This window comes from Pedobacter cryoconitis (assembly GCF_014207135.1).
In the GTDB taxonomy this organism is placed as follows: Bacteria; Bacteroidota; Bacteroidia; order Sphingobacteriales; family Sphingobacteriaceae; genus Pedobacter; species Pedobacter cryoconitis_D.
Genome location: NZ_JACHCC010000016.1, coordinates 45,203 through 57,496 on the forward strand (window position 1 = coordinate 45,203; position 12,294 = coordinate 57,496).

Annotated in this window: 15 protein-coding genes; 6 read left to right on the forward strand and 9 right to left on the reverse strand. The window is 39.8% G+C overall.

Features of this window, described 5'->3' with window-relative positions:
* Positions 1-81 precede the first annotated feature (81 nt).
* Positions 82-546, reverse strand: a complete 465-nt coding sequence (locus tag HDF25_RS24700) for an Lrp/AsnC family transcriptional regulator (RefSeq protein ID WP_184629088.1) — start codon at positions 544-546, stop codon at positions 82-84.
* Positions 547-754: 208 nt separating this feature from the next.
* Here HDF25_RS24700 and HDF25_RS24705 point away from each other — a divergent pair, with 208 nt between their 5' ends.
* The gene (locus HDF25_RS24705) at positions 755-1,621 is read left to right on the forward strand and encodes an RNA polymerase sigma factor RpoD/SigA (RefSeq protein ID WP_184629089.1); all 867 of its coding nucleotides are present in this window, start codon (positions 755-757) and stop codon (positions 1,619-1,621) included.
* A gap of 17 nt (positions 1,622-1,638) precedes the next feature.
* Positions 1,639-2,031: a hypothetical protein gene (locus HDF25_RS24710; protein WP_184629090.1), complete on the forward strand. Its 393-nt coding sequence runs from the start codon at positions 1,639-1,641 to the stop codon at positions 2,029-2,031.
* Between the two features lie 36 nt (positions 2,032-2,067).
* On the opposite strand, the gene HDF25_RS24715 is transcribed toward HDF25_RS24710, so the two are convergent.
* The 6 genes from HDF25_RS24715 to ribD all read right to left on the reverse strand — a co-directional run bounded on the left by HDF25_RS24715 (position 2,068) and on the right by ribD (position 7,150).
* Complete coding sequence (locus HDF25_RS24715) at positions 2,068-2,388, reverse strand: hypothetical protein (protein ID WP_184629091.1); 321 nt, start codon at positions 2,386-2,388, stop codon at positions 2,068-2,070.
* Between the two features lie 97 nt (positions 2,389-2,485).
* A complete protein-coding gene (locus tag HDF25_RS24720; RefSeq protein WP_184629092.1) occupies positions 2,486-3,715 on the reverse strand; it encodes a multidrug effflux MFS transporter in 1,230 nt (409 codons plus the stop codon).
* A gap of 4 nt (positions 3,716-3,719) precedes the next feature.
* Entirely contained in the window at positions 3,720-4,595 is an 876-nt protein-coding gene (locus tag HDF25_RS24725; protein WP_184629093.1) for a nucleoside phosphorylase, read from the reverse strand.
* A gap of 35 nt (positions 4,596-4,630) precedes the next feature.
* Positions 4,631-5,245: an IMPACT family protein gene (locus tag HDF25_RS24730; RefSeq protein ID WP_184629094.1), complete on the reverse strand. Its 615-nt coding sequence runs from the start codon at positions 5,243-5,245 to the stop codon at positions 4,631-4,633.
* A complete protein-coding gene (locus HDF25_RS24735; protein ID WP_184629095.1) occupies positions 5,235-6,098 on the reverse strand; it encodes a DMT family transporter in 864 nt (287 codons plus the stop codon). Before HDF25_RS24735 ends, HDF25_RS24730 begins: the two co-directional genes overlap by 11 nt.
* Complete coding sequence (ribD, locus tag HDF25_RS24740; RefSeq protein ID WP_184629096.1) at positions 6,095-7,150, reverse strand: bifunctional diaminohydroxyphosphoribosylaminopyrimidine deaminase/5-amino-6-(5-phosphoribosylamino)uracil reductase RibD; 1,056 nt, start codon at positions 7,148-7,150, stop codon at positions 6,095-6,097. The genes HDF25_RS24735 and ribD overlap by 4 nt, the downstream gene beginning before the upstream one ends.
* An 83-nt stretch (positions 7,151-7,233) precedes the next feature.
* Here ribD and prmC point away from each other — a divergent pair, with 83 nt between their 5' ends.
* Positions 7,234-8,082, forward strand: coding sequence for a peptide chain release factor N(5)-glutamine methyltransferase (prmC, locus tag HDF25_RS24745; protein ID WP_184629097.1), 849 nt, complete (start codon positions 7,234-7,236; stop codon positions 8,080-8,082).
* Here the strand turns inward: prmC and xerD are convergent, their stop codons facing one another.
* Positions 8,083-8,982 carry a site-specific tyrosine recombinase XerD gene (gene xerD, locus HDF25_RS24750; protein ID WP_184629098.1) on the reverse strand — a complete coding sequence of 300 codons (900 nt, stop codon included), beginning with the start codon at positions 8,980-8,982 and terminating at the stop codon, positions 8,083-8,085.
* Between the two features lie 42 nt (positions 8,983-9,024).
* Here xerD and aroQ point away from each other — a divergent pair, with 42 nt between their 5' ends.
* Positions 9,025-9,444 (forward strand): type II 3-dehydroquinate dehydratase, encoded by a 420-nt coding sequence (gene aroQ, locus HDF25_RS24755; RefSeq protein WP_184629099.1) that lies wholly within the window; start codon positions 9,025-9,027, stop codon positions 9,442-9,444.
* Here the strand turns inward: aroQ and HDF25_RS24760 are convergent.
* Positions 9,419-10,444 carry a glycosyltransferase family 2 protein gene (locus tag HDF25_RS24760; protein WP_184629100.1) on the reverse strand — a complete coding sequence of 342 codons (1,026 nt, stop codon included), beginning with the start codon at positions 10,442-10,444 and terminating at the stop codon, positions 9,419-9,421. The two genes, aroQ and HDF25_RS24760, sit on opposite strands and share 26 nt — an antisense overlap.
* Before the next feature lie 103 nt (positions 10,445-10,547).
* On the opposite strand from HDF25_RS24760, the gene HDF25_RS24765 reads away from it, so the two are divergent.
* Complete coding sequence (locus HDF25_RS24765; RefSeq protein WP_184629101.1) at positions 10,548-11,159, forward strand: WbqC family protein; 612 nt, start codon at positions 10,548-10,550, stop codon at positions 11,157-11,159.
* Positions 11,160-11,162: 3 nt separating this feature from the next.
* Complete coding sequence (gene corA / locus HDF25_RS24770) at positions 11,163-12,281, forward strand: magnesium/cobalt transporter CorA (RefSeq protein WP_184629102.1); 1,119 nt, start codon at positions 11,163-11,165, stop codon at positions 12,279-12,281.
* Positions 12,282-12,294 lie beyond the last annotated feature (13 nt).

Genomic DNA, 12,294 nt, shown 5'->3' on the forward strand with positions numbered 1-12,294 from the left:
AATAAAAATCATTTAGAAAAGCTTCAGATGTTTATGATCTGAAGCTTTCCCGTTTAAAATTGGCTGACCAGTTCCTGATGGTTACTGGAAATTAAAGCCAGAATCAGCTATAATATTATCAAGTACAACATAAGTTTCTATAGTCATCACATTTTTTATCCCCGCTATCTTTCGCTCAATTGATGACAGCATGTTGCTGTCTGTTGTCGTAATTTTTAGCCTGATATTATATCTCCCGGTAACCGTACAGCATTCGCAGACTTCCCTGATTTCAGAAACTGCATCCCTAAAGGCATTAATGACTTCTGCTGAACACCGGCTAAGGTTAAGATAGATATAGGCTAAAACATCCTGTTTCAGCTTTCTGCGTTCCAGAACCGCAACATAGGCAATGATGAAACCTCGTTTTTCTAATTTCCTGATACGGTCACAAATTGTAGTGGGTGACGTATTTAAATTTCCAGCCATTTGCTTGTATGGACGTGAACTATCCTCTTGCAGTTGTCTCAGGATAGAAATGTCTAATTTGTCAAGCTTTTTCTCCATAATTAATATTTATATAAGTTGTGAATTTATATAAACATCTATAATTAGTTAATTAAAAATAAATATATTATTGTTTTAATTTAATTGAAGGGATGGTAAATCGGATTTTATTCGGATAATCATCTTTAAACCGTTATTTTGTCGGATTGATGTGGTTTATTTTCTTTATTAGGTTATTGTTAACACCTTTACTTAATAATGTAAATATATGAGAGAATTGAAAATTGAAAATGCGATTACCGGCAGGGATATGGAGTCACTCGCCATATATCTCCAGGAAGTCAGTAAAATACCGCTGCTGACTATTGATGAAGAAATCCAATTGACTGCAAAAGCAAGAAAGGGAGATCAGGAGGCTCTGGACCGTCTGGTCAGAACAAATTTAAGATTTGTTGTTTCTGTGGCTAAGAGATATCAGCATCGTGGGCTGAGTTTGGGTGATCTGATTAATGAAGGAAATTTAGGCCTGATCAAGGCTGCTTCACGTTTCGATGAAACCAAAGGATTCAAATTTATATCATTCGCAGTGTGGTGGATCCGGCAATCTATTATGCTCGCAATTGCCCAGCAGACCAGGATTATTCGTTTACCACTTAACCTGATCAATTCAATTTCCAGGATAAACAATACCATAGCTGGTATGGAACAACGCCTGGAACGGCAACCTACCCCTGCAGAAGTTGCTGGGGAAATTAATATAAGAGCTGGATATGTAAGTAGTTATCTGAATGAAGCACGTCATTGCAGACATCTTGATGAAGTGATCAATCCGGATTCCGGGAGTACCTTACTGGATCTGACAGAGGCAAATCAGCCTGCTCCAGATCATATGCTGCTCATGGATTCGGGTAGGGAGGAAGCCAGTCAGATTTTAAGGATCCTTTCTAAAAGGGAAGAAGCTGTGCTGACCCTGTTTTTTGGTTTAAGGGGTAATCAACCTTTATCTCTGGATACTATAGCCCAGCAATTCCAGTTAAGCCGGGAGCGGATCAGACAATTAAAGGATTGCGGACTAAAAAAATTACGAACAAAGATGCACAGAGAAAAAGCTGCAAAAGGCACCAGAAGTATATAAATCAAAACTGAAATTTTATGCCATATTTATATTTAGCAGAAAGCTATAATGAACTAGGTTTGCTGGCAGATCTGGTTAAGGAAATTGAAAATATCAAAAGCCCGCTAAAGGAATTTGATGAGGAGTCTTATCTGACCACCGAATTTCAACGGATTAAGGTTTCGGCATTAAGGGACGTCCTGGTTTTTGGCACCCATGCGGATAAATACCTTAATTTTCATCTTTGTCTGGTTTATGGGCTAACGATCCGTGTCATTGATCTGCTGAGAAGCTTAAGGGACAGCTTCTATCTGAGTGATCGCGAAATGTATTTATTTAAGCATTGCACCAGGCTTCATGAAGAATTTGGAAAACTGATCGTATTCTATGAACTGCTGGGAATAAAGATGGTAAGACTGGAAAACAGGTAAACCACCTGTCGGTTTACCTGTTTTAAAAAAAATGAACTATACAAATGCAGGTACCGAAGAATTCGGATCATTACCTTGTATCTGGTTTCTTCGTACCTGTGAAACTTCAGTTGGTCTGATCGGGTAGGTATCTTTAATACTCTTAACTGCATCATACATTAGAAATCCGCCTAAAACAGTCTCCTGAATACCTATTACAGGATGTTTGGTGATACATCTCAAACCTCTCTGAAGGATATATGCGCCGGCTATTATAGTAACCAGACGTTTGGCAGTGGTTAGATTCTCCTCTTTATTTGCAACCAGAATCTTCTTAGCCGCCAGAATAGTTAGATTATGGGTGATTTTATTTAACATGGGTTTCTATTTGTTTGTTTAAATTCAACATCTGTGCCACGTTTTTGTTTTTAACCGATATAAATTTGTTGTTTTAAGAGTTATGAAATCAGTATGACTAATGAAGGGATACCGCCGAATTTTTGGGGTCTGCTTCTATTTTAACCTGAATGTTTTTTCTGCCAAAATATAGAATTGCCAAAGCAAGAATTGATGTCATTGCCATTATACTCACCATCGGGACAGAAGAATGTGTGTCAAACAAGCTTACCGCAACAGAAGCCAGTGTACCCAGGCCCATTTGGATTGCACCCATTAAAGCAGAAGCACTACCTGCATTTTTGGTAAAAGGGGCAAGGGTCAGTGCCGAAGCATTCGGACTGGCAAAACCCAGGCAGCTCAGGAAGATAAACAACAGGAGAATAGTTTCCGTCAGACCAAACCAGCCATTTATACTTCCAATAAGAAATACAACAGCCGTAATTACCTGACAGATCAAAGCGCCAAAGATCAACTGTTCACTGCTGTATTTTCTCAACATCAGCGTATTGACCTGGCCAGCTCCAATAAGTCCTATAGAGAGAAAAGCGAAGATCCATCCATAAGTTTTCTCACTAACTGCAAAGATCTTCATAAATAACAGTGGAGAGCCTGAGATATAAGCAAACAGGCCTCCAAATGCAACTGCACCGGTAAAAGCATAAGTATAGAACTGCGGCTCCTTTAAAACAGTGATAAAACCCAGAATAATTGGTTTAGGCTTTAACGAGATTGTTGTATCCGGCTTAAATGTGGCCGGAAGTCCAAAGAAACTGGCTACAAGATTAAGCAAACCAAGCAACATCAGCACCAGAAATACAGCATGCCAGCCATAAGTAGAAGTTACATATCCTCCGACAGTAGGTGCAATCATGGGCGAAACACCCACAACCAGCCATAACAGGGCAAATACCTTGGCATTCTCACTAACGGGAAACAGGTCCCGTACCATAGCAATCGAAGCTACTGCGGCCGCGCAACTACCAATTGCCTGTATGCATCTGAATATAATCAATGCATCAATGCTTTTGGTACTGGCACAGCCCAGAGAAGCCAGGATATAGATTGTTAACCCAATATATAATGGCCTTTTTCTTCCAAAACGATCAAGCAGGGGGCCATAAAGTAATTGTCCGACAGAAATCCCAATAAAAAAACCAGAGAGAGATAAAGAAACCCTGGCTATAGAGGTACCCAGATCTTTCGCTATCGCCGGAAATCCCGGCAGGTACATGTCAATAGAAAATGGGCCTAACGCTGTCAGCGAACCTAAAAGAAGGATAAGGAAAAAGTGTTTTTGTTTAGTCATCCAATTATGAAGAAGCAGTGATTCTTTCTAATACCAATTTAATTGCCTTATCTACAACAGCATTCGGGTCTTGACTAAACTGAAAGTTCACTCTGCTTGCCAGGATGGCATTCACTGAGAGCGCTCTGTGGCCCAATACCTTTGCCAGAGCATAAATACCAGCTGTTTCCATTTCAAGATTGGTAATTCTGTGTTGCTCATAGTTGAAACTGTTCAGCTTCTGAACAAAATTTGGCACCGCATTCTGCGCTCTTACCTGTCTTCCCTGAGGGGCATAAAAACCAGGGGCAGTAGCTGTAATACCTAATTCCATTCCTTTACCGATTGTATCCAGTAATCCAGGATCAGCAGAAGTCAGATAAGGGTTAACAGCATGTAAATCCTTAAAGTGCGTTTTGATGTGTTCAAAAAGGCTTTGTTCCTGCTCAGGGACATGATGAACATAATAATGCATTAAAGCATCCAGTCCCAGTCCATAGGTAGAAGCCAGAATAGTTCCCATTGGCAGGTCTGGTTGCACAGCCCCAGAGGTTCCCACCCTGATAATGGCTAATGAGGTTAGTTCACGCTTTACCTCCCGTGTTTTGAAATCAACATTCACCAATGCATCCAGTTCATTAAAGACGATATCAATATTGTCAGTCCCGATACCTGTAGAAATCACAGTAATTCGTTTCTGACCTATATAGCCCGTATGTGTCAGGAATTCTCTTTTTCCCTTTTTAAGTTCTATACGGTCAAAATGTTTGGTTATTTCTGAAATCCTGTCAGGATCGCCCACAGTAATTACTGTATCTGCGACATCTTCAGGAAGTAAGTTTAAATGATAAATACTGCCATCCGGGTTGATGACCAGGTCTGCTTCTGATAATTTTTGCATGGTAATAGAGTTAATAAGGGTTCAAAATTAGCATTTTAAATAGTGCTAAGGTATTTTATTTCAACTGCAGACTGTTTTTCTATCCTTTCCAGGACTCTGTTTAGCTGAGATTTTCTTACTTCAAATTTGATTCTGCATTCATTATCAAATTGTTGATCCAGTATATGGAGCTGCTCTTCCTTAATCAGGCGCATGACATCATTCATCACCAGGTAATCAAATTTGATCTCGTAAACATCATTCACTGTTTTTTCTACGATAGCAGCAGCTATAATTGCTTCAGCAGCAGTAGTTTTGTAGGCGTTAATTAAACCAGGTACACCTAGTAATGTTCCGCCAAAATACCGGACTACTACAATCAGAATGTTGGTTAAACCGGCTGACAGTAAAGCATTTAATATAGGTCTTCCTGCTGTTCCCGAGGGCTCTCCATCGTCGTTGACCCGGTAAACACTTTTATCAGGTGTCAAACGGTAAGCATAACAGAAATGGACTGCCTTGGTATGCTCAGCTCTTAATTTAACCAGGTATGCTTTAACCTCATTTTCCGAAAGCAATGGATAGGCATAAGCGATAAATTTACTTCCTTTGTCTTTAAAGGTTCCTTCTGCAGGTTGATCTATCGTTTTGTAGGTGTCATCAAACAGCATACTTTTGTGATAATGTAATCAGGAAAATAGCTACCAGAGCCATGGTTATTCCTATATAATTTAACTTACTTACTTTTTCTTTAAACAGGGTTATTCCAATCAGGCTACCTAAAATGATAACCCCCATATTCATAGCTGCAAATACCGTAGATGGGTTTGAAGCCATAGCCCGGTGGGCTTTCATGTAAAACAGGATATTTCCAAAATTGAAACCGCCCAGTACTATTCCACAAAAGAAATTGATCAGTTCAACTTTTCTTTTTTTAACCAGTACCACATAAACCAGGATGAATGCAGCCACGACAAATGAAATACAAAAAATGATCATTAATGTACTGGTATAAGGGATTGATTTATCCAGTGCCAGTTTCTTAAACATCACGTCAATCAGTCCGAAGCCTACAAAAACAAGAACAGGATAGATATAAGAGCCAGAATCATTTTTAACGGTTGATTTGCGGGAGAGTGTTAGAATAATAGCTAAAAAGCCTACACCTAATCCAGCTATCCTGAGCCAGGTGAAATTTTCTCCGAACAGATATACCGAGGCAAGAATCGGAATAAACAGCGATAAACGTTGCGCAATATCAGATTTCACTATACCGATCTTCTGTACTGAAGCGGCCAGTATGACAAATAATACCGGCAGTAATATACCAATGGATAATGCCAGTGCAGAAGGCGTTCCGGTCATTTCTTTCAGATCGGGACGGAAGAAGATATAACTCAATATGATTGCAGTCAGATAGTTCCATAATACGGCCTGCAGTACGTGGATCTTATACCGTTTTGCTAATTTTAAGAGTACAGCAACCGTTACGCTACAGCTTATGCTAAGTAATATATATATCATTGATTGCTAAAATTTTCATAAATAGTTAATTGATCCTTATCTACTTGCGTTACTGATATAATGTTTCCATTGATGTTAGGGGAGTGTATTCCTGTACTCCAGCTCTGTGAAGAATGGAAGACCCTTGCTTCGTCCCATAAACCTGCATTGATAAACTGGTTCAGTATATTTGCTCCACCTTCGATAATGATAGACTGTATATCCATCAGATACAATTGATAAGCAATTTTCTGCGGCAGATAATATTGCATATCCTCCATTTCGATAAAATGGATATTGTCTTCTACAGTTGTTCTCTGTTCATTGAAAACAATAGTTTTAGCATCTGCATTATATAACTGACTAGTGGCAGGTACTTTCAGATTGCGGTCGATTAAGATCCTTACCGGATTTCTGCCAGGCCACTCTCTTGCAGTAAGCGCAGGATTGTCTGTAATTGCAGTCTGTTTACCCACCAGGACAGCATCTTCTTCAGTCCGCCATTTATGTACCATTTTTTTAGCCAGAGGGCCACTGATCCACTGTTGAACAGGATTTTCAGGAGCAAAAAAGCCATTAGCTGTCCTGGCCCATTTCAGGATAATATAAGGACGCTGCTGAGCAATTCTTGTAAAGAAACGCCGGTTCACATAACTACATTGTTCTTCGAGCACACCGGATACTACTTCTATACCTGCCTGTTTTAATTTTTCAATGCCTTTACCATTCACATCGGGAAACGGATCCCGGTTACCAACGACGACCTTTTTAACCTGGTGGCGGATCAGCAGATCGGCACAGGGAGGTGTTTTGCCAAAATGTGCGCAAGGTTCCAGGCTGACATAAGCAGTCGCGTTTTTTAATAAATCAGTTGCCCGGTCACCATATTTGTCTGTAACTGAGCGTACCGCATTGACTTCGGCATGAGCCTGACCATATTGCTGGTGATAACCTTCACCGATAATTTTTCCGTCGCTGACAATCACACAACCTACCAGAGGGTTTGGACTTACCCGGCCATTACCCAATTCTGCGAGCTCCAGACAGCGTTTCATATATAATTCATCGCTCATATGGACAAAAGTACCTGCAATTTATGAGCTATTGAAATTTTTCAACCATAGAGATGCAACATTTATTAATACTTTTGCATTTAATGAATTTTAAGCAATTAGAACTATACTTTATCAGTGAGTTATCTTCTCTATACGGGGAAGAGGAAGCAAAACAATTGTTTTACCTGGTTGTAGAACATGTTTGCGGATGGAACCGGGGAAAATTACTGACCTGTAGTACAGAGTCACCTGATCCCGGGCAAATGACAGCTTACGAAAGTATACTGGTAGGACTCAGACAGGGGAGACCAGTGCAGCATATTCTGGCTGAGGCCTGGTTTTATGGTCTTAAATTTAAGGTCAGTGGCGCCGTTTTAATCCCCAGACCCGAAACGGAAGAATTGATCGAGTGGATTTTAGAAACAGTAAATCAGACTGAAGATCAGGTTTCCAGTATACTGGATATTGGTACAGGTAGTGGTTGTATCGCAATAACCTTAAAGAAGAATCTGGAGAACCTGGCAGTAACTGCTTTGGATGTTTCGGCAGACGCCTTACAGATAGCCAGAGAAAATGCCATGAATAACGAAGTTGCTCTGAATTTTATACAGACTGATATTCTGACCTACAGCAGCCCCATAAAGTATGACCTGATTGTAAGCAACCCACCGTATATTACAGAAACTGAAAGAGCTGAAATGCATCAGAATGTGTTGCAGTTTGAACCTCATCTGGCCCTGTTCGTCAGTAATGAAAATCCCTTGGTTTTCTATAAAGGAATAGCTGATTTTGCTTTGTTAAATTTACAGCCAAAGGGAAAGTTGTTTTTTGAAATTAACGAATATTTAGGTCAGGAAACAGTTGATATGCTTAAAGATAAAGGGTTCATTAATATTGTCTTAAAAAAAGATATGCAAGGGAAGGATAGAATGATTTCCTGCACACTGTAATTAGTTTCTGGGGTGGAATTGCGTGATTACCCCTCTTAAGTAATCCCTGTCCAGGTGGGTGTAAACTTCTGTGGTCGTGATGCTCGAATGTCCAAGCATTTCCTGTACGGCACGCAGATCAGCTCCCCCTTCAATCAGATGAGTAGCGAACGAATGTCTGAAGGTATGCGGGCTGATACTTTTTTGTAAACCTATCGCCAGTGCCAGCGCTTTGATCATGGTAAAAACAGAAATCCTGGACAGGCGCGTACCTAATCTGTTCAGAAAAATATAATCCTCATTTCCATGTTTTAAGGGTAAATGAACCCTGATCTGACTGAGATAAATATCCAGAAATTTCAAAGCTGTTCCGCCAATAGGAACAATTCTTTCCTTATTTCCTTTACCAGTTACCTTAATATATTCCTGTTCAGGGTACAAATCCGAGATCCGGAGTGTAACCAGTTCGGTGACCCTTAATCCACAACTGTAAAGTACTTCTATAATGGCCTTGTTTCTCATCCCTTCTGGTTTAGAAGCATCAATCGCAGCAATCAGCTGATTGATTTCCTCAACGTTAAGCACGTCGGGTAACTTACGGCTGAGCCTGGGAGAGTCAAGCTGTTGTGAAGGATCAATTTCAATCAGCTCCTCGACTATCAGAAAATTGAAAAACGACTTCAGTCCGGAGATTACCCTGGCTTGCGTATTGGCCAGCATTCCCAGTTCACTTAACCAGATGATAAAATCGTGTAAAGCCTTTTCAGTTATGGTTTTAACATTAAATTCCTCACCTATAACTTCATAGTACTGAAACAATTTATTGACATCGTTCAGATAGGCCTCCACAGAGTTTTCAGAGAGTCCGCGTTCCAGTTTAAGATAGGCCTTATAGGTATTATGATAAGGATAATTAATCACACGAATTTTTATTTATTAGTTTTTAAGGCTAAGTTTGAAAGGATGAAGATACAAATTATTAACGGACCGAATTTAAACCTGCTGGGTAAACGTGAGCCCGGAGTTTATGGAAACAGGAGTTTTGAAGACTATTTTGAAGAATTAAAGGCTAAATACTCGGCTATTGAGTTGTTCTATTTTCAAAGTAATGTAGAAGGCGAGCTGATTAATAAACTCCATGAAGTTGGTTTTTCATTCGACGGTATAATTCTGAATGGGGGTGGCTATACACATACTTCTGTAGCCATTGCAGATGCGATTGCAGGAATTAAGACGCCCGTGGTTGAAGTCCATGTTTCCAATATATACGCCCGCGAAGAATTTCGTCATGTTTCGTTAACCGGAAAAAACTGCAAAGGTGTATTAACCGGTTTTGGCTTAGATGGTTATCGCCTGGCTATAGAGAGTCTTTTAGCTGGCTGAAATACTTTGTCCCTTTGATAAAAAAGCTCCATACCACACTGGAATGATAAACTCCTGTGTGTTTGGAGTACACTAAATGTGGGGTATCCCTTTTAGCCGTCGTTCTTTTGATGTTTGCTAAAAACTGATAATGGGCTTTGTTAATTGCCCAGGCAAATTTTGTCTTCCCCTTCAGCAGGAATTGTATCCAGGCTACAAAATCTATGCTCATACGGATAAAGATACGCCAGACTGCTTCATTGGCAGGGAGGTTTTTTTGCATAATAATCAGGTTATTTCTGAAGTTCAGAAATACCTTGTAAGGATTGTTCGAATCTAAGGTGCCTCCGCCGACGTGGTAGACCTCTGCATCGGGACAATAGATAATATGGTAACCCCTGTTTTTTAAGCGCCAGCAAAGATCAATTTCCTCCATATGCGCAAAAAGATCCGGATCAAGTCCGCCGGTTTCTTCCCATTGTGCTCTCTTGATAAAGAAAGCTGCACCGCTGGCCCAAAAGATCTCTTTAGCATTGTTGTATTGTCCCAGATCAGCCTCAATCACATCAAAGATCCTTCCCCTGCAAAATGGAAAAGAGTTGATATCCAGAAATCCACCAGCTGCACCGGCATATTCAAATAGGGCTTTATCTTTTTGCCATTTAATTTTAGGTTGTGCGGCCGCAATATTTACGTCAGCCTCCATGGCTTTGATCACAGGTTCGATCCAGTTCTCAGGAACTTCGACGTCAGAATTTAACAAGACATAATAGTCAGCACTTACCCGGTGCAAGATACGGTTGTAACCTTCAGCAAATCCATAATTACGGTCATTCTCAATAATCTGGACGGTAGGGAAGTTAGCTCTGACAAAATCAACAGATCCATCCGTTGAAGCATTGTCACCAACAATTAATTGCAAATTACTATACCTGCTTTTAATCACGCTGGGTAAAAAATCTGCCAATAATTGTTTCCCGTTCCAGTTGAGGATTACAACAGCTACACTAGGCTCAGACATTAAATAATTTCTTGTTTACGTTCATAAAAAATAGGGATCAATAGGAAAAAAGCCTTTTTTATCATTATTTTGCCTGATTGAAAATGCAAACATAAATTAACCAATGCACAATCCAGCTATATTTCCTCTTTTTTATCTTCCTCCTGTAAGTTATTTCTCTGCTTTAAACGCTCATAATTACGAATTTACTATAGAAAAAGAAGAACATTTTCCAAAGCAGACCTATCGTAACAGAACCAGGATCTATTCGCCTAACGGACCGCTTGATCTGTTTCTGCCAGTAATTAAAGGATCAAAATATCATACCAAGATCAAAGATGTTAAAATAAGTTATGATTTTAAATGGCAGCGCCTGCACTGGCTAAGCCTGGAAAGCTGTTACCGGAATTCTGCCTATTTCGAATACTACGAAGATGAGCTGGCAGTTTTTTATAATAAAAAGTTTGATTTCCTTTTTGATTATAACCTGGAGATGCTGCAATGGATTTTTAAACAACTGAAAAAGCAGGTAGAACTTAATTTTACAACTGAATATAGCAAAGAGATAGCCCCGGAAAATGATTTCCGTTCAAAGATTCACTTTAAGGAACAAGAACTGATCTATCCTGCAAAACCTTACTTCCAGGTATTTGAAGACAGAAAGGGCTTTTTGCCAAACATGAGTATAGTTGATTTGTTGTTTAACCAGGGACCTCAGACAAAAAACTATCTCTAGAATATGGATAAAAAAGGGAAATCAAGAAAAAAAAGACAGGGTATAAAATTACCTAAAGCAGGCAGCAGTCCTGGTTTAGTATATATCGATGAAAATTCACTCAAACCAGTCATTACCCTTCATAAAATTAATGAAAGTACCTTTGAAACCCGGGAACTGGATAGTCTGAGCAATATTTCCCAGCTGCTTTCCGATAAGAACTTTACCTTTTGGGTTGAAATCAAAGGCTATAATTCAGCTGAGTTATTTGAAACCCTGAACCGTGAGCTGAATATAAACAGGCTAATTCTGGAAGACATCACCAGGAGTTACCAGCGTCCTAAAATCGAAGAGTATGACGATTATGTTTTCGCTGTCAGCAGGATGCTTTTGCTCGATGAGGAGAAGAACCTGGAGAATGAACAGCTCTCTTTTATCCTGACGGATAATGCGCTTATTACTTTGCAGGAACGGTATTCGGATTGTTTCGGGCCGATCAAGCAAAGACTGAAAGCAGGAAAAGGTAATATCAGAATTGCAGGGAGCAGTTATATTATGTATGCCCTGATGGATATCATTGTAGATACCTATTTTGAAATTTTAGGGGTCTGGAGTGAGGATCTTGATTTGATTGAAGACCGTCTTTTTGACAAACCCGACAGGAGCTTCATGTTCGATATCCAATTGATTAAAAGGAACCTGATTAATATCCGCCGTGTAGCCTGGCCAGAGCGGGATAAGCTGAATGATATCTTACGCAGCCATAGTCCACTGATTACTGACCAGACTAAACTCTATATCCGCGATGCCTATGATCACTGTATACAGATCATCGATATCGTAGAGTCATTGAAAGAGATCTCTGCTAGTAATATCGATATGTATTTATCTATTGTCAGCAACCGGATGAATGAAATTATGAAGGTGCTGACCATCATTTCTTCTATTTTTATCCCCCTTACGTTTATTGCCGGGATCTACGGAATGAATTTCGCCAAGGAAGATCCCGTTACCCACCAATTGATGCCATATAATATGCCCGAGCTCTATGCTTCGCACGGATATTTGTATACAATGATCATTATGGTGGTGATTGCTATACTTCAGGTAATCTATTTTTGGCGCAAAGGTTGGTTTAAATAAGAATAGGGCCAGA